This window comes from Treponema sp. OMZ 798 (assembly GCF_024181385.1).
Taxonomy (GTDB): domain Bacteria; phylum Spirochaetota; class Spirochaetia; order Treponematales; family Treponemataceae; genus Treponema_B.
In genome coordinates this window covers 1,222,844-1,240,271 of sequence record NZ_CP051305.1, presented here as the reverse complement: position 1 = coordinate 1,240,271, position 17,428 = coordinate 1,222,844, and the positions used below count along the sequence as shown (strand labels likewise).

The 17,428-nt window shown below is 40.3% G+C and carries 13 protein-coding genes, 1 tRNA gene and 2 pseudogenes; 12 read left to right on the top strand and 4 right to left on the bottom strand.

Translation table 11 applies throughout. The features are described 5' to 3' along the window. Positions 1-9: 9 nt before the first annotated feature. Both E4O07_RS05860 and E4O07_RS05855 read left to right on the top strand, forming a co-directional pair. The gene (locus tag E4O07_RS05860) at positions 10-720 is read left to right on the top strand and encodes a DNA-binding domain-containing protein (protein ID WP_253687914.1); all 711 of its coding nucleotides are present in this window, start codon (positions 10-12) and stop codon (positions 718-720) included. Positions 721-966: 246 nt separating this feature from the next. Further along, positions 967-1,920 carry a formylglycine-generating enzyme family protein gene (locus E4O07_RS05855; RefSeq protein ID WP_253687913.1) on the top strand — a complete coding sequence of 318 codons (954 nt, stop codon included), beginning with the start codon at positions 967-969 and terminating at the stop codon, positions 1,918-1,920. 27 nt (positions 1,921-1,947) lie between these two features. Here E4O07_RS05855 and E4O07_RS05850 read toward each other — a convergent pair. Then, positions 1,948-2,574 (bottom strand): annotated as a pseudogene (locus E4O07_RS05850) (Rpn family recombination-promoting nuclease/putative transposase); the annotation flags it as partial. A 2-nt stretch (positions 2,575-2,576) separates the two neighbouring features. On the opposite strand from E4O07_RS05850, the gene E4O07_RS05845 reads away from it, so the two are divergent. After that, entirely contained in the window at positions 2,577-5,528 is a 2,952-nt protein-coding gene (locus E4O07_RS05845) for an adenylate/guanylate cyclase domain-containing protein (RefSeq protein WP_253687911.1), read from the top strand. A 72-nt stretch (positions 5,529-5,600) separates the two neighbouring features. Further along, positions 5,601-7,043, top strand: a complete 1,443-nt coding sequence (locus tag E4O07_RS05840) for a lyase family protein (protein ID WP_253687910.1) — start codon at positions 5,601-5,603, stop codon at positions 7,041-7,043. 20 nt (positions 7,044-7,063) lie between these two features. On the opposite strand, the gene E4O07_RS05835 is transcribed toward E4O07_RS05840, so the two are convergent. Next, positions 7,064-8,197 (bottom strand): CapA family protein, encoded by a 1,134-nt coding sequence (locus E4O07_RS05835; protein WP_253687909.1) that lies wholly within the window; start codon positions 8,195-8,197, stop codon positions 7,064-7,066. A 96-nt stretch (positions 8,198-8,293) separates the two neighbouring features. On the opposite strand from E4O07_RS05835, the gene ppdK reads away from it, so the two are divergent. From ppdK to E4O07_RS05805, 6 genes and pseudogenes are all read left to right on the top strand, one after another. Then, on the top strand, positions 8,294-11,065 hold the full coding sequence (ppdK, locus tag E4O07_RS05830; RefSeq protein ID WP_253687908.1) for a pyruvate, phosphate dikinase: 2,772 nt from the start codon (positions 8,294-8,296) through the stop codon (positions 11,063-11,065). A 117-nt stretch (positions 11,066-11,182) separates the two neighbouring features. Further along, positions 11,183-11,560 carry a chorismate mutase gene (aroH, locus tag E4O07_RS05825; RefSeq protein ID WP_253687907.1) on the top strand — a complete coding sequence of 126 codons (378 nt, stop codon included), beginning with the start codon at positions 11,183-11,185 and terminating at the stop codon, positions 11,558-11,560. Positions 11,561-11,642: 82 nt separating this feature from the next. Next, positions 11,643-11,714: transfer RNA gene (locus tag E4O07_RS05820), tRNA-Glu, on the top strand. A 581-nt stretch (positions 11,715-12,295) separates the two neighbouring features. Then, a pseudogene (gene rho, locus E4O07_RS05815) lies at positions 12,296-13,561 on the top strand (transcription termination factor Rho); the annotation flags it as partial. 36 nt (positions 13,562-13,597) lie between these two features. After that, positions 13,598-13,801 carry a 50S ribosomal protein L31 gene (gene rpmE, locus E4O07_RS05810; RefSeq protein ID WP_253678984.1) on the top strand — a complete coding sequence of 68 codons (204 nt, stop codon included), beginning with the start codon at positions 13,598-13,600 and terminating at the stop codon, positions 13,799-13,801. Between the two features lie 254 nt (positions 13,802-14,055). After that, positions 14,056-14,499: an NfeD family protein gene (locus E4O07_RS05805; protein ID WP_253687905.1), complete on the top strand. Its 444-nt coding sequence runs from the start codon at positions 14,056-14,058 to the stop codon at positions 14,497-14,499. A gap of 34 nt (positions 14,500-14,533) precedes the next feature. Here E4O07_RS05805 and sdaAA read toward each other — a convergent pair whose 3' ends face one another. Together sdaAA and sdaAB are read right to left on the bottom strand one after the other, a co-directional pair. Continuing rightward, complete coding sequence (gene sdaAA, locus E4O07_RS05800; RefSeq protein WP_253687904.1) at positions 14,534-15,430, bottom strand: L-serine ammonia-lyase, iron-sulfur-dependent, subunit alpha; 897 nt, start codon at positions 15,428-15,430, stop codon at positions 14,534-14,536. Positions 15,431-15,447: 17 nt separating this feature from the next. Next, a complete protein-coding gene (gene sdaAB, locus E4O07_RS05795; protein WP_253687903.1) occupies positions 15,448-16,110 on the bottom strand; it encodes an L-serine ammonia-lyase, iron-sulfur-dependent subunit beta in 663 nt (220 codons plus the stop codon). A 169-nt stretch (positions 16,111-16,279) separates the two neighbouring features. Here sdaAB and E4O07_RS05790 point away from each other — a divergent pair, with 169 nt between their 5' ends. Next, entirely contained in the window at positions 16,280-16,675 is a 396-nt protein-coding gene (locus E4O07_RS05790) for a DUF4418 family protein (RefSeq protein ID WP_253687902.1), read from the top strand. A 37-nt stretch (positions 16,676-16,712) separates the two neighbouring features. After that, complete coding sequence (locus tag E4O07_RS05785; protein ID WP_253687901.1) at positions 16,713-17,378, top strand: ABC transporter ATP-binding protein; 666 nt, start codon at positions 16,713-16,715, stop codon at positions 17,376-17,378. Positions 17,379-17,428: the final 50 nt, after the last annotated feature.

Below are 17,428 nucleotides of genomic sequence, written 5' to 3'. Positions count from 1 at the left end.
GAGGAACAAATGTTAAAGTATTGTTTGCGTGAGAACTTACTCACGGCCGACGAAAACGACTACATGGCACAAACTGCCGAAGTGCGCTCGTTTTCCCTTGACGAAATCATTGACCTTATGATGCAAAAAGGTTCAACACTCACCAAGGCTGACACAAAGGCGGCCTTGCAAGTGTACGCAGAGGTGGTATGCACCCTTATAAAAGACGGTGCTGCGCTCAACACGCCCTTACTTAACACCTCTCTAAGCATATCGGGCACCTTTAACGGGGCAGCCGACAGCTTCGACAAAAAACGGCACACCGTGCACTTAAACCTTTCGGCAGGCACCCTGCTTAAAGAAGCCGTAGGTAAAATCAAGTGCGAAAAGGTCGAAGCCGCCGACACCAACCCCTACATTACCGAAGTTACCGACATCGTATCGGGCAAGGTAAACGAAGTACTGACCGCAGGCGGCGTTGTCCAACTGGTAGGTTCCCGGCTCAAGTTTGACCCGAAAGATACGGCTCAAGGCATCTTCTTCGTCCCCGAAACGGGAGAAGCCATCCGAGCTGCCGTCATCGCCGAAAACAAACCCGCCCGCCTCATGGCAATAATCCCTGCGGACTTGCCGGCAGGCAGCTGGTACATCGAGGTAAGAACGAAGTATGCCAACGCTACAAAACAGCTTAAAACGCTAAAATCAGGCAGATTCGGCAAAGCTCTTACCCGAAGTTCATAGAGTAACACAGATTTACCCTATAAGGTAATACCGGTTTACCGCATAATGTAACACCGGCTTACCTTATAGGGTAAGCCGCACTTACCGCATAAGGATATGGATAATGGATATATGGGTAATTGGTAGTGAGGAATGATTTTTATAATAAATTAACAATTTAACTTGTATACTAATACTTGACAAGTTTCGGCAATTACACATTACCAATTAAACATTGATTACACATTAAACTACAAATTAGATTAAATGAAACAATTTAAATTAACGGCTATAGCAGTATTGCTATCGGCAATTATGATGATGATACTTTTCTCTACCTGTCTCAATGCCGGACAAGGCAAGGGCGTCGAAACAAATCGGGCCGTACCTTCCGATAAAACCTACGCAGTAGGCAATGTCAGATTTACAATGAAAAACATCGCCGCCGTAACGGACGGTATGGTGGGACATAACGATTACTGCGACAAAAACAAACCTCACGCGGTAAGTTTAAGTGCCTACCTGATAGGCGAAACGGAAGTAACGCAGGAGCTGTGGGAAGCTGTAATGGGCAGTAAACCGAGCGGGTTTAACGGAACTTCCGGTAAAGAAATCGATCCCGCAGAGAGCCAAGAAAAGCGGCCCGTGGAGAATGTAAGCTGGTATGATTGTATAGCCTTTTGTAATGAACTGACGAAAAAGGCATCCGATTTGGGAGAAGCCGAATGTGTATATTACCTAAAAGATAATGCCGCTAAAGTATACACTATAGCCCATGCAAATGCAAAAAAAGAACCCGGTATGGACATGAGCAAAAAAGGTTTCCGCTTGCCGACAGAGGCTGAATGGGAGTGGGCTGCAAAGTGCGGCGTTGCCGGAAAATGGGCAGGAACCGATGAGGTAAGCAAACTTATAAACTATGCGTGGTACCGCAATAACAGCAATGATAAAACGCACGAGGTCAAGAAAAAAGCGCCTAACGGCTATGGGCTTTACGACATGAGCGGTAATGTTTGGGAATGGTGTTGGGACAGGGATCGGGCTTTACCTGAACGGTTGCCTGCGGACTATGCAGGTGCCGGTTCCGGCTCTTACCGCATCATTCGAGGCGGCAGCTGGCGCAACGGCACTAACTATGTCTCCCGTGCCTGCCGGGGCAACTGCCATCCCGATCTTCGCGACAGCGATATCGGCTTGCGTGTGGCTAAGTCCAAGAATTGAAATTCTGTCAATAAGCCCTTTATTCAACTACAATTTTTCTATTTCGGATTCGGAAAGTCCTGTTATTTCTTTAATTAAGACTGTATCAAAGTTTTTTAACTTCATAAGTTTTGCGGTTTCCCTTTTTGCATTGTCCTTAATATCCATTTCAAAAGTAGATAATAATCTGTATTCTTGTCTTGCCTGTTCGTTTTGTTTTACTGTTTGTATCATTTCTTCTATCCCCCTTGTAAATTCATTATTCGCTTTACCTGTTTTAAGGTATGTTAAAAAATCTTTTAATTCTTTGTCCTCAGTGTTTTTAAAAGCTTCTGCATTTATTATAACCTTTTTTATTCCGTCTTGTAAAGATGTATTTTTGTCCTCTATACAAATGTTTTCAAAGGTATAAACAGATTTATTTTTACCTATAACATCAAATAAACAGATAAAAATTATAAAGCTGTCATTTAAGTTATTATAGGAATTTCCTTTATCCAAAAAAGAAATGTCCAGGGCCGCTTGGTAAAATCTCATTCTTTTAGGTATATTCCTTTCATTGCTTACCTGCATTTCCACATCATAAAATTTACCGTTTTCTGCTTGCACCAAAACATCAAATCGTACGGATTTTGCCTGTTCATAGGTGTTAATACTGTGCTGAACCGAAACATACATTGTATGAGGATGCAGAAGGAACTATTTGGATAGGCACAAATTCTACCGGACTATATTCATATAAAAACAAACAATTTAAAGAATACGGACTTGAAAGCGGTCTTTCCAATCTTTCGGTACGTGCAATCAAAGTAGACAGAAACAATGTGATGTGGGTCGGTACTGCCGGCGGACTATTTCGGCGTACACCTGACGGATATTTTGAACATATAGACGAAAGCGACAAGAATATAGGCATTGTCTCTTTTATTATGCCTGTAGATGATAAAATTTTTGTAGGAGCCAACATAAAAGGTCTTACAGTTATTCAAAACAGCAAAATAATAAACCTTCCGTATTTGCAGGAAATAAAAGATTATACATTTTCGTCAGCCTATGACGATACCGACGGTACTCTTTGGTTCGGTACACTTAATGGAAAAATTATCAAGATAAAAAACGACTCTATACAAGAAGTTATAGAGATAGAAAACCTTGACGGTACCGGTATAAACCGTTTTTTGCGAACCATAGACGGTAATATGTATATTGCCACTAATAAGGGAATTATAACTCTCCAAGACAAAAAGGCCGAATTCTTCTCGGAAGAAAACGGTTTACCTAACAATATTGTCTCTTGTTTATGTGTAGATTTTGAAGAAAACCTTTGGGCAGGTATGGAACGAGGCGGTTTGGTAAAATTCAGCAAGGGGCGTTTTGTCGACCTTGCCAGTGCAGAATCCCTGCCTCCTTCCGCTTCAAATTCCGTTTTGGAAGATAAGGATAAAAATATATGGATAGCCAAGGATGACGGCGTTGTATGTTTAAAAAGCTCTTCACTTTCTAAAAAGCGTTCCGATGACATCGACCGTCTTATTAAAATGACTGAGGGTAACCGTGTCAGGCAAATAAGGGAAGAAGCTGACGGTTCTTTATATTTTTCTACCTATTCGGATAAGGGACTCCTTATTTTTTTTAAGGACGGCAGCATAAAAAGTATTTCAAAAAAAGAAGGCCTTGCAGGTAACCGGGTTCGCTTTACAATGCGCAGTTCAAACGGTCTTTTGTGGATAGGAACTACATCAGCTCCGGCTGTTTATTATAATGGCGTAGTGACGAATATCACCGAAGCCGACGGTCTATCAAACCTGTATACCCTGTGTGCAATGGAAAGCAGGAAGGGTACTATCTGGTTCGGTACTAATGGAAGCGGTGCAGCGGAACTTAATGTTTCTATTTCTGAAGATAGACCTAAAATTAAAGTGGAGCGCCTTTTTACAAAAGAAGAAGGCTTTAACGGTAATATCGTTTTCCGCATTATAGAAGACAAAGGCGGAAATATATGGTTTTGCACCAGTGACGGCTTAATCCTTTATAAAGACGGAAATTTTTATGATGCAAATATTGCAATAGGTCAAAAAATTATAAGTGTATACAACGCCCTATACGACAGTCAGGATAACCTTTGGCTTGTAACACCTAAGGAACTTATTTTGGTTAAGGCTCAAAAATTCTTACAGGCTGTCCTAAACAGACATCCTGCCGAGGGGCTTGTCCGCTATAACAGGCTTGACGGTCTTACCGGACAGTTATCCGCAAATGCCTGGGCACATGTAACCGAAAAAAACACCGTATACATTCCGACATTAAAAGGGGTTGCAGTTTGCGATCCGTCTTATTATGTTACAAATAAACATTCTCCTCCTGTCGTTATAGAAAACGTTATTTTGGACGGAAATGATTTTGATTTGGAAGAAAATAACTTTACAATAAAAGCTCAGGTTAAGCGTATTCTTTTTAAATTTACGGCCCTCAGTTTTACCATACCCGAAAGGGTTCGTTTTGAATACAAACTGGAAGGTTACGATGAAGAATGGAAGTCCTCAGGAACAACACGCGAAGTAGCTTACACGAACCTTTCCCCGGGACAATATGTTTTCAGGGTAAGAGCCGCCAATAATGACGGAATTATAAACGAAAACGGTGCAGGTATAGAATTTTATAAAGAGCCTTTTTTCTATCAGACAATTTGGTTTGATATTATTTTAATTCTTTTTATAGGCAGTCTTGTTTTTTCGGTTGTGCAAATAAGGATTAGATCATTAAAACGAAGGGCTAAGGAGCTTGACAAAAAGGTAAAAGAGAAGACTAAAGAGTTGGCTGAAGAAAAAGAAAAAAGCGATAAACTTTTAAGAAACACCTTACCTCTTCCCATTATAGACGAGTTAATCGAAACCGGAACTTCAAAGCCGCGAGTTTATTCTGCGGTGAGTGTCTTATTTGCCGACCTTGTTAATTTTACAAAATGGTCAAGTGCCAATTCACCCGAAACCGTTATTTCGGAGTTAAACAATATATTCACTCATTTTGACCGCATTATGGATAAATTCGGCTGTGAAAGGATTAAGACTTTGGGAGACGGCTACATGGCTTGTTGCGGTTTTAGGGGAGAAGAAGATCACGCCTTCCGTTTGGTAGATGCTGCGATTGAAATGCTCTCTGTGCTTGAATCCATCAACAAAAAAAATAAGTCTCATTTTCAGGTAAAGATAGGCATCGATTCGGGAAAGATAACGGGAGGCATCGTTGGTGTTCATAAGTATGTTTTCGATATTTTCGGAGATGTAGTAAACACGACCTTTAGGCTTGAAGCGGCAACAGCCCCCATGGCCTGTACCGTTTCCGAAAAAACGGCGGCAATAATAGACGGGCGCTATTCTCTTTTTAAGCGGCCTGCACGGGAGCTAAAAGGAAAGGGTAGTGTAACCAGTTATTATGTGCGCTACAAAGATAACGGCAATATAAAAAATTTTACCGAGCTTAAAGGCTTATATGAAAAACTGATACAGGCTTTTAAGACAAAAGATTTTGACTCCAGCCGCAATCTGATTAATCTATTTGATAAAACTGTTTTGGAGCCTGAAATGGCTCACAACATTAGGGAGATAGAAAGAGTCTTATTGAATACTTGAACCGATGTATGGCAAACCGGCTATCTTTTAAACCGCTTGACTAAACATCTTCTTTAGGTCATTATATTAAATATGGAAACAAGAAGTATTTTTAAAAACATATCGCCGATAGATCACCGCTATTCCCTCCCGCAAGGAGGGCTTTACGATGAGCTTTCGGTTTTTTTATCTGAAGAAGCAGGCATCGTTTATTGCGCCATGGCCGAAATGGCCCTTGTAAAGGCCCATCTTAAAATTGCGGAAGAAAAGAAAAGCTCTTTACTTCCTAAGTTGAGCAGCGAGTTAGAAAAAACCTTGGATGATATTGCCTTAAATATCGACCCTTCCGAAGTTTATGAAGAAGAACATAAAACCCAGCACAATATAAGGGCCTTGGTAAATGTCCTAAAGAAAAAAGTGCCCGAAGTAACGGCTCCCTTGGTTCACCTTGGGGCTACGAGTGCAGACATCCTCGACACAGCCTTTTCTATGAGGATAAGGGATGCCGTAGTAAAGGTTATAATTCCTCTTTTAAAGAAAACCGAAATCTTACTTTGCGATATAGCCGAAAGAGAAGCTGAAACGCCTCAGGTCGGGCGAACCCATGGTCAGCACGCCGTTCCGATTACCTTTGGGTATGCAGTTTCCGAATATGTAGCCCGTCTAGGTAAGTCTATTTTAAAGCTGGAAGAACTTGTAAAGGATTTACGCGGAAAATTTGCCGGAGCTGTCGGGGCTTATAATGCGGCATCTTTAATAGTATCCGACCCGATGGACTTTGAAAAAATATATCTTGATTATCTCGGCTTAAAGCCTTCAGAATATTCCCATCAGCTTGTGGAGCCCGAATACATGCTCCGTCTTCTCCTTGAAGCAAATATTGCCTTCGGCATAATTGCAAACCTTGCAGACGATCTACGCAATTTGCAAAGAACAGAGATAGGGGAGGTCTTTGAATATTTCAGTGCAACTCAGGTAGGTTCTTCTACTATGCCTCAAAAGCGTAACCCTTGGAACTCCGAACACGTAAAAAGCTTGTGGAAGACCTTTTCTCCTCGCGTGATGAGTTTTTATATGGATCAAATTTCGGAGCACCAAAGAGACCTATCCAATTCTGCAAGCCAGAGGTTTATAGCCGATTATTTAACGGGGCTTGCCTTGGCCTTTAACCGTATGAATTCCATTTTAAAGGGCCTACAGGCCGATAGGGAAAATATGCTTAAAAACCTTTTACAAGGCGGCGGAAGAGTAAGGGGAGGCGTTATGGCCGAACCCGCTTATATTCTTTTGGCAGAATGCGGTGTTTCAGATGCTCACGAGGTAATACGCAAAATTACCCTTGCTGCCGAAAATCAAAAGTTAAGTTTTTATGAAGCCTTAAAAGCCGAAGAAAAGGTCTTTGCCCTTGTTACGGAAAGATTAAAGGAACTTAACTTTGATAAGCCCGAAGAGTTTTTTGCAAACCCCGAACGCTACCGAGGCCTTGCAAACGTAAAGGCAAAGGCCTTGGCCGAAAAATACAAGAGCCTCATGTAAAAATTATTACCTTAAGTTTTTTATTTTAGCTTAGGTAAATAGGCCTTCATAAGTTCAAGGCGTTTAAGATAATAGACCCTTTCTTTTTCTGAGAGGGTCTCGATCCATTCTTTTGTAAAACGTTTTATGACCGGAGCACCCTTTTCGTTGTAGTTTGTAATCAAAACAGGCTTTGCTTCCATTTCGCTCTGCAAAATACCATCTATCTTTTTTAGTTTTAACTGCATTATTGCTGAGTCTCCGGTATATTCCCGATAATAAGCCGGATCGGCATAGTTTACCTTCCATCTTTGACCCGAAATAAAATTTCCCATCGAGTACATAAAAAAAGCCTTTTTGTTAGATTCCGTCTCGGCAAGTTCCCAGTCTTGTACGACATGAGGATGGTGAGCCCAAACTATATCAACTCCTGCATCAGCTAAACTTTTAAACCATGTCTTTTTGCTCTCTAAAACCTTAAGGCCGTATTCTGCCTCGCTTAAATGAAGAGACAGGATAAAGATATCGCAAGGGTTTTCTTCCCTCATTTTTTTTATGTATAAAAGAAGTTTTTCCCTTCCTGCCTTTGAGGGGTCCGAATAATAAAGTCTCTGCTTTGATTTACCGTGGAAGTTGACAAGCTCCGTTACCGATAAAAATAAAATCTTCCAGTCTTTTTTTTCTATTAAGACAGGTTTAAAATCTTCATCCTCTTTATTTTTTAAGCCCGAAGAAAAAAGCTCTTTATATTTGTATTCTTCTTTTAAAGCAGCAAAGCTTTTAATCGTTCCATCTATTCCTTTAATTCCCTGATCATTGGTGTGATTATTGGCAAAAGCAAAAACATCAAAGCCCCCATCTATTGCAGCCCTTAAATAATCTCTGTGTACATTAAAAAAAGGAAATGACGAAAGAGGTTTTTCCTCACATATTGGGGTTTCAATGTTTCCAAATGTTAGATCATCGTTTAGAAGTATATCCCTGATATCATCATAAATCCGGTTATAGTCCTTCATTTTAAAATTGACATCATGAGCCATAATATCGCCTGAAAAGCTCAATGTTATTTCATTCACTGAATTTTTCTGTGGAATAGCTTTTGATGTAGAATTACAAGAGAATAAAAGGATCGCCGATACAAATAAAAAATAATAAAACTTAAGATTTTTTTTCATAATTGATACAATTATACATTGACAATTGATATTATACAAGATACAATATATCAATATATTGTAATAATTGTTCAATGTTCAAGGAGGACAATGCAAATGGCAAAGTCAAAATATGTATATTTTTTTGGCGGAGGTAGCGCTGAAGGTAATGGTACGATGAAGGAAGTTTTGGGAGGCAAGGGTGCCGGCCTGGCCGAAATGACGGCTATAGGGCTTCCTGTTCCTGCGGGGTTTACTATTACAACCGAGGTTTGCGAAGAGTATTATAAAAATAACAGAAAGTATCCTGTCGAACTAAAAGCTCAAGTCGAATCTTATCTTTCAAAGTTGGAAAAAATTACCGGAAAAAAACTGGGGGATAAAAAAGATCCTCTTCTAGTTTCTGTTCGATCCGGTGCTCCCGTTTCAATGCCCGGAATGATGGAGACAATTTTAAACTTAGGCTTAAATGACCAATCGGTTCAAGGTTTGGCCGAAAAGACCGGAAATTTAAGGTTTGCCCTGGATGCTTACCGCCGATTTATTTTAATGTACGGGTCTACGGCAATGAACATTGAACGGGAAAAATTCGATAAAATTCTTGATGATGTAAAAGAAAAAAGAACAAAGAAGCGTCTTAATCTTGCTCAAACTGCAAAGGTTTCCGATACTGATGTAAACGAAGCTGAATTACAGGAAGTTATTGATAGGTCTAAAAAACTTTACGAAAAAGAAATAAAAGCTCCCTTCCCCCAAGATCCTATAAAGCAGCTCTGGGGAGCCATAGGAGCCGTATTCGGTTCTTGGATGTCCGATAAGGCCGTTACTTACCGAAGGGTTGAAAACATTGTAGGTATCAGAGGAACGGCTGTAAACGTTATGCAGATGGTCTTTGGAAACAAAGGTGATAATTCCGGAACAGGTGTTTGCTTTACAAGAGATCCTAACTCAGGCAAAAACGACTTTTACGGCGAGTATCTTTTTAATGCCCAAGGCGAAGATGTTGTTGCAGGAATCAGAACTCCCATTAAACTGGATGTTTTTGCTAAAAAGGATCCGGCTGCTTATAAAAAACTTTGCACTGCCCGCAAAATCCTCGAAAAGCACTATAAGGATATGCAGGATATGGAATTCACCGTTGAAGAGGGTGAATTGTACATGCTCCAGTGCCGAACGGGCAAGAGGCTTCCTGCCGCAGCCTTCCAGATGGCTGTAGATATGGTTGAAGAAAAACTTATAACCAAGGAAGAAGCTGTTACCCGTATTAAGGCTTCGGATATTGAAGGCGTTTTCTACAAGGCCTTGGATTATTCGAAGGCTTCCGATTTAAAAGCTGCCCATCTTGTAGACGGGATTCCCGCCGTTCCGGGAGCTGCCTGCGGTATAATCTGTCTGTCGGCAGAGGCTGCAGAAGCTGCTGCAAAGGACGGTAAAAGAGCAGTTTTAGTCCGCCATGAAACAAGCCCTGAAGATGTAGGCGGTATGCATGCCGCAGAAGGTATTTTAACCGCAACAGGCGGAAAAACCAGCCATGCCGCTGTAGTTGCCAGAGGCTGGGGAAAATGCTGTATAGTAGGCTGTGAGCACTTGAGAATCGATTACGAAAAAAAAGAAATTTCTGCCAAGGGCATAGTCTTGAAAGAAGGCGATTATATTACCTTGGACGGCTCAAAGGGCGCTGTTTACAAGGGCGAATTACCCTTGATTACTCCTAAACCTCCTGCAGCCTATAAAAAAATTATGGAGTGGGTTGATCAAATCCGCAAAATAAGGGTAAGAACAAATGCCGATACTCCTGAAGATGCAAAAATAGCTATAGGCCACGGAGCCCAAGGTATAGGTCTTTGCCGAACCGAGCACATGTTCTTTAGCGATGAGAGCAGGATACAGGCAATCCGTGAAATGATTATTGCCGAAAATAAGGAAGCAAGAGAAAAGGCTCTAAAAAAACTTCTTCCTTATCAGACAAAGGACTTTGAAGGTATCTTTAAGGCCATGAACGGCTATCCCGTAACAATACGTTTGATTGACCCGCCCTTACACGAATTTGTTCCGCATGACAAAGAAGGTCAGCAAAAATTAGCCGAAAAGCTTAATATAAGTTTTGCAAGCGTCAAAAACCGTGTAGCCCGGCTTACCGAAGCAAACCCGATGTTGGGACACAGAGGCTGCCGCTTGAGCATAACCTATCCTGAAATTCTTGAAATGCAGGTTACTGCCATTATAAATGCTGCCTGTACTGTTCAAAAGAAGGGAATTGCAGTTTTACCGGAAATAATGATTCCTCTTACAATCGATGCAAAAGAATTTAAGATTTTGGAGAAGAGGATTAGAGCTGTTGCAGACGATATCATCGAGAAAAAGGCTAAGGATAAAAAACTTAAGTACATGGTCGGTACTATGATTGAAACTCCCAGAGCCGCTTTACATGCTGACAGAATAGCAGAACATGCAGAGTTTTTCTCCTTCGGTACAAACGACCTTACACAGATGACCATAGGTATAAGCCGTGACGATGCAGGAAAATTCTTACCTGAATATGTAGACGAAAATAAGGCTGGCGTATTTAAGGCCGATCCTTTCCAATCCTTGGATCAAGAAGGTGTTGGTATCTTGGTAGCTTCCGCTATTCAAAAGGGAAGAGAAGTTAAAAAGAATTTGGAAATAGGTGTCTGCGGTGAACACGGAGGAGACTTAAATTCGGTTAAGTTTTTCTGCAGGGCAGGAATGGACTATGTTTCCGCTTCACCCTTACGAGTTCCTATAGCAAGGCTCGCTGCAGCTCAGGCTGAAGTTGAAGCTTCAAAAGCTAAAGCCGGGGCAAAAAAGCCGGCTAAGGCTTCCGAAAAGGCAAAGGCTAAAACTGCTAAAAAGCCTGCTAGAAAATAATTAATTTAAAAACACTGCACCATTGTGAATTAACAGGGTGCAGTGTTTTTATTCGTGCGGAGGGTTTAATACCCCGACGCTCTGCGTCGGGGTTGTTGATTTAAAGATTTTGGTAAAATGAGCTTGATAAAAAAATTAAGAGCCTTGCGAGGGGCCGTATGTTGTGAAGACAATCAAGACAGTATATCGTCTGCAGTTGTAAACCTTTACAGTCAAATCTTAAGGGAAAATTCCTTAGCTGAAAAGGATATAGTTTCTATACAATTTACGGTTACAAGCGATATAAGGGTTTTAAATCCTGCCTCAGCCTTGAGAAAGCATGGGCTTGCAAAAAATACGGCTCTTTTTTGTTCTTTAGAGCCCTGTATTGAAGGCTGCTTACCTAAAACTATTCGAATTTTAATTTATTATTATTCCAGGAAAAAGCCTTGTCACATTTATATGGGCGGGGCAGAGGTTCTAAGGCCCGATTTGATAAGAAATACGGATAAATAAAATAATTTTTGAAATTTTGCTTGACATAATTATAAAAATATGATATATTCCATTCTTGTCAGCGCAATGCGTTTTTGACCATGTCTCCTTCGTCTAGTGGTTAGGACATCGGGTTTTCATCCCGACAACAGGGGTTCAATTCCCCTAGGAGATGGATACCCTCGATTCGATCGAGGGTATTTTTTTAGTAATCTTAAAGCTAAAAAAGCTTTACTTGACAAAATAAAATAAATTTGTTAAACTAAAAATCTATTCAACAGTAACAATTCATCATTTTTACATATCTTTTTCGGCCCTCAGCCGGATACTGAATTTTAGAATGATATGTTAAGTTACAAAGCATAGGAGAAAAATCCGATGACAATAAGAAAAAGGAAAACTTTGCCCCAAACCTCTGAGGATACCTTGTTTGATACGGGTATTAACTCGGATGAGGACTTGAGTCTTAGTCGTTCTGACACACAGGCTGAAGACCATTTTTCGGATCTGTCCGCTGAGGCAAGTGAAATTCAAGCTGCTGCAGAACATATTGAGCAGGATGCAGCTGAAGAAGTTGTTGAAAAAAAAGTTGTTGTTCGTTCTCGAGGACGCAAAAAAACTGAAAGCTCTTCGGATGAAGCTGAAACTAAACCTGCAAAAAGAACCGGTGTAACTGCAAAAAAACGCATACCTAAAGATATTCAAGATGAAAAAGAAGAAGTCCCGCCCGCATCGGATAGCTCTTTTAAAATTATTATAAACGATCTTACAAAGATGCGTATGCATGATTTAAGAGATATGGCCATAAAATACGGTGTGCCCGAAGATGAGCTGTCCTTGATGAAAAAACAGGATGTTATTTACCACATTCTTAAAAATCATACCAATCAGGGAGGTACCATCTTCGCTTCCGGCTCTTTAGAAACCCTTCCTGACGGATACGGTTTTTTACGTTCGCCTCAAAACAGTTATTTGACAGGAACTGATGATGTCTATGTTTCTCCCAGCCAAATAAGGCTTTTTAATCTTAAAACCGGAGATACAGTTTACGGTCAAATCCGCTCTCCAAAAGAAGGGGAACGGTATTTTGCTCTTTTAAGGGTTGAGACGGTCAACTATGATGAGCCTGCAAAGTCTCAGCGCCGTATTCCATTTGATAACCTCACTCCTCTTTATCCTAAGGAAAAATTAAACCTTGAAACTACAACTCAAGAAATTTCTACCCGAATCATGAATCTTTTTTGCCCGATAGGAAAGGGTCAGCGAGGCTTGATTGTAGCTCCTCCTCGTACGGGAAAAACTATAATGCTTCAAAAGATAGCCAATGCAATCACGGCCAATCATCCGGAAGTTTATCTTATAGTTCTTTTGATAGATGAGAGGCCTGAAGAAGTTACCGATATGGAACGCACGGTAAATGCCGAGGTTATTTCTTCTACCTTCGATGAACAGGCAACCCGCCATGTTCAAGTTGCCGAAATGGTGCTTGAAAAGGCAAAACGCCTTGTTGAACACAAAAGGGATGTTGTTATTCTTTTAGACTCAATCACCCGTTTGGCGCGAGCCTATAACCAGACAATGCCTACCTCCGGTAAGGTATTATCGGGAGGTGTCGATTCAAATTCGCTTCATAAGCCTAAACGCTTTTTCGGTGCTGCAAGAAATATAGAAGAAGGCGGAAGCTTGACCATCATTGCTACAGCTCTTATTGAAACGGGCAGCAAGATGGACGAGGTTATCTTTGAAGAGTTTAAGGGAACGGGCAACATGGAAGTAAACTTAGACAGAAAACTTTCAGACCGCCGCTTATTCCCTGCTATCAATATAAAGCGCTCCGGAACTCGAAAAGAAGAGCTTTTACTAACGGAAGCGGAAATGCAGCTTATGTGGATATTGCGCAAATTCATCAGCTCAATGGATGACGCCGATATTATTGAATTTTTAATCGATAGAATGAATAAGAGCAAGAATAATGAAGCGTTCTTAAAATCAATGAATGCCGGTCTTGCACAAAAAGAATAAATATTGTATATTATAACACTACCTTGGGAGGTTTGTATGAGAAAAGATATTCATCCGAAATATGAAGAAACAACCATTACTTGTGCTTGCGGTAACGTAATAAATACACGTTCCACAGTAAAAGATATCAAGGTTGAAATCTGCTCACAGTGTCATCCTTTTTTTACAGGAAAGCAAAAGCTTGTTGACACTGCAGGACGAATTGATCGCTTTAAAAAACGATACAATATTAAAGACTGATTGTCTTTATAAGCTAAGCACGGGATTTCTCGTGCTTATGCTTTTTTTAGGATTTGATAATCCTTTCAAAAAGTTTTTATGGGAGGTTTGATAAACATTCCGGCTTGAAATACAAGCCTACATGTTTATCTTCGAGTTTTGTGCAAAGCACAAAACATCGTGTTATTGTATGTAGTTTTGCTTTTGCAAAACTACTTGAAAAAACTTTTTTCGTAAGCTGAAGCTTCCTGCAAAAAGTTTTTATGGAGGTAGTTATGGCGTGGTGGTCTATATGGCTTTTGATCGGTGTCGTGTGTATAGGCTTAGAGCTTATAATTCCAGGTCTCGTTATCATTTTTTTCGGCTTTGGAGCTGTTTTTACTTCTGCCGTTACATTGATTCCTTTTGTTGACCAAGCTCTTTGGTTACAGATAATTATCTTTGTTATATTTTCGGTTCTCTCTTTGATTTTTTTACGTAAAAAATTTACCCCTATCTTTAAGGGAACTATATTTTATTCGGATAAAAAAAGCGATAAAGCGGGGGAAGAGTTTGCCGATGTTGTTGAGGTTGTTTTTCATAACAAGGAAGGCCGAATAAAATATAAGGGTACAACCTGGAGCGCCCGCTCTCTTTCGGAAGAAATTCCTGAAGGCTCAAGGGTTAGAGTTCTAAGACGGGAGGGCCTTACCTGTATTGTTGAAAAGGTTGAAAAATAACCTTTACTCTTAAAAAGTTTTTTAAAGATATCCTTTATAATTTTTGTCCGAATATTTCTTTTTGAAGCCTTTTGCCTGTAGCTGTGCAGGCGAGTCCTCCTTCGGCTGTTTCACGCAAGGCTGAGGGCATAGAATCTCCTACTTTTTTCATGGCTATTATAACCTCGTCTACGGGGATGGCGCTTTTTATTCCTGCTAAAGCAAGTTCTGCTGCCGTAAAAGCTAAGCTTACGCCTGAGGCATTCCGTTTTACGCAGGGCACTTCAACCAAGCCTGCTACCGGGTCGCAAACAAGGCCTAGAATACATTTAATTGCAATGGCCGTTGCGTGCCCAACCATTTCGGGTGTTCCGCCGCACATTTCTACAATAGCTCCTGCAGCCATCGCAGAAGCCGAGCCGCATTCCGCTTGGCATCCGCCCTCTGCTCCCGAAATGGAAGCCGTATTGGCTATAACCATGCCGATAGCTCCGGCTGTAAAAAGAGCCATAACGGCGTCTTCTTTTTTTACATCCTTTGTTTTAAGAACAGCTCCGATTGCACCCGGGAGAATACCGCAGGAGCCTGCTGTCGGGGCTGCAACTATCTTTCCCATTGAGGCGTTTAATTCCGAAACTGCCATTGCCATTCTTATGCCGTTTGCAAGGAGGGGGCCGCAGAGAGCCTTGCCGTTTTCCGCTCTTTCGTATATTTTATAGGCATCGCCTCCCGTAAGACCGCTTGTTGAGCGGATATCGGGGTTTGTTCCCTTATCGATAGCTTCAAGCATTACGTTTAAATGCTCCTGCATTCTTTCAAAACAATGTTCCTTGCTCTCTTCAAGGAAGCTGCTTTGATCTTCCAAAATAAGATCCGAAATTCTTAAAGATTTTTCTGAAGCCCTTTGTATAAGGTCTTCTATTTTTTTATACTCTATTGTTTTTGCGTTCATTGTTTATCCTTTTAAAGTTATACCGGCTGAATTAGGATTACATCTTTTATGTGGTCTATTTGTAAAATATCTTCCTTTAATTCGGGGCCGACGCTCAAACCGTCCATTTGAAGGCACATTGTGGCGGTTCCTCCTCGGTAATCCCTTCCGATATGAATTTGAGAAATATTTATCTTGTGTTTTGCCGTTACGCTGGTTATGGCAGCTATTCTTCCCGGAATATCCTGATATTCTACCACCAGTGTCGGATTTTTACCGCTTAGCTCTACAGGCTTTCCGTTTATTTTGGTAATTAAGATATTCCCGCCCCCTATAGATGAACCTTGAACGAAAAGCTCCTTTCCGTCAATGCCTGTTACTTCAATTAAAGCGGTGTTCGGATGCGCATTAGGAATGTCTATAGGTTCAAAGGTGATGTCCAAACCTTGCTCTTTTGCAAGGGTAAGGCTGTTTCTGATACGCTCATTTTCGGGCTTCATCCCCATAATGCCTGCTGCAATTGCCCTATCGGTACCGTGACCCTTGTAGGTGTAGGCAAAGGAACCATGTAAATATACTCTTGCCTTTATAGCCGGTTCTGCAAGAAGAACCCTTGTTAAATATCCTATTCTGACGGCTCCTGCCGTGTGCGAACTGGACGGCCCTATCATAATGGGGCCTATAATATCGAAGATATCCATAATCGGCGGTATTATATAAAAAAAAATTACCGAGGTCAATATGAGGGTATATATAAAAACAAGAGTTAAATTATAAAAAGAGTAAAATTTATGTAATATTGTGTTGATATTTTTTTTGATGTGTTTATTATGTTTAAGACAATATTTTAAATTCTATAGGAAGATAAAAATGAAAAGATACATATTTAGTGTACTTATTATTATAATCGGGTTATTGGTTTTATTTGCTCCGTTCGGCTTTGCCCATGTATGCCCTCCAAAAGACGGAGGCGGTTTTATGAAATGCCATTGGATGGGAGAAGCCGTAAGACTTTTGGGCGGCTTGATTGCCTTATCAGGACTCGCTTTTTTTATCTGTAAAAAATCCCGTTTCGGAATATCCGTTTATAATATCGGAATCGGAGGTGTTCTGATTTTGCTTGAAACCCTTGTTATAGGCACTTGTAAGCACTCAAATATGGCTTGTAATATGTATACAAAGCCTGTAGTTATTTTATTGGCTATTACTTTAATGGCAGTAAGTGCAGTTTATGTTTTTCTTTCACGCAAGGAAAAATGCGAATAAACAAATATCGAGTAAACTAATACAAAGAAGGAAACTTATGCTTTTAAAAACAAAATCTCTTTCAAAAGCCTTCACCAGAGGTAAGACTTCTTTTTTTGCCGTAAAAAATGTCGATTTTACGATTGATGCTTCGGACTTTGTATTTATTGTTGGGCGTTCAGGCTCCGGAAAAACAACCTTTCTAAATTTGATATCGGGTATTTTGGATCCCACTGAAGGGAAGGTATTTTTTGAAGATAAGGACCTTTCTTCTATGAATGACATCGATAAAAGCTTTTACCGCAATGAAGTAATAGGCTTTGTTCCTCAGTCTTTGGCTTATTTGCCTAATCTTTCGGTTTTTGATAATGTAAGAGTTCCGTTTTTTTTGTTTAACAGGGACGGCGATAGTGAGGGACGGGCTTTAAGTCTTTTGGAACTTGTGGATATAGCTCATTTAAAAAATGAGATGCCTCAAAATTTATCCGGCGGAGAAATAAAGAGAATGCTGATAGCGAGAGCTCTTATGAATTCTCCTAAATTGCTCATTGCAGACGAACCTACAGCAAATCTTGACAAAGAAACTTCAGAAACGGTTATGAACCTTATAAAAACTGTTAATAATTTAGGCACTGCCGTTTTGATTGTAACTCACGATTCAAGAATTCTAAATGAAGACAGTATCATATATAGAATGAATGACGGAGAGTTGACTATTAGCTGATTTTTACATTTCTCATTTAATCTTAAAAAAAACTTAAAAAATATGTAAGA

Coding starts and splice junctions, on each gene's coding strand:
- E4O07_RS05860 (WP_253687914.1), top strand. CDS start 10: ATGTTAAAGTATTGTTTGCGTGAGAACTTACTCACGGCCGACGAAAAC.
- E4O07_RS05855 (WP_253687913.1), top strand. CDS start 967: ATGAAACAATTTAAATTAACGGCTATAGCAGTATTGCTATCGGCAATT.
- E4O07_RS05840 (WP_253687910.1), top strand. CDS start 5,601: ATGGAAACAAGAAGTATTTTTAAAAACATATCGCCGATAGATCACCGC.
- E4O07_RS05835 (WP_253687909.1), bottom strand. CDS start 8,197: ATGAAAAAAAATCTTAAGTTTTATTATTTTTTATTTGTATCGGCGATC.
- ppdK (WP_253687908.1), top strand. CDS start 8,294: ATGGCAAAGTCAAAATATGTATATTTTTTTGGCGGAGGTAGCGCTGAA.
- aroH (WP_253687907.1), top strand. CDS start 11,183: ATGAGCTTGATAAAAAAATTAAGAGCCTTGCGAGGGGCCGTATGTTGT.
- rpmE (WP_253678984.1), top strand. CDS start 13,598: ATGAGAAAAGATATTCATCCGAAATATGAAGAAACAACCATTACTTGT.
- E4O07_RS05805 (WP_253687905.1), top strand. CDS start 14,056: ATGGCGTGGTGGTCTATATGGCTTTTGATCGGTGTCGTGTGTATAGGC.
- sdaAA (WP_253687904.1), bottom strand. CDS start 15,430: ATGAACGCAAAAACAATAGAGTATAAAAAAATAGAAGACCTTATACAA.
- sdaAB (WP_253687903.1), bottom strand. CDS start 16,110: ATGGATATCTTCGATATTATAGGCCCCATTATGATAGGGCCGTCCAGT.
- E4O07_RS05790 (WP_253687902.1), top strand. CDS start 16,280: ATGAAAAGATACATATTTAGTGTACTTATTATTATAATCGGGTTATTG.
- E4O07_RS05785 (WP_253687901.1), top strand. CDS start 16,713: ATGCTTTTAAAAACAAAATCTCTTTCAAAAGCCTTCACCAGAGGTAAG.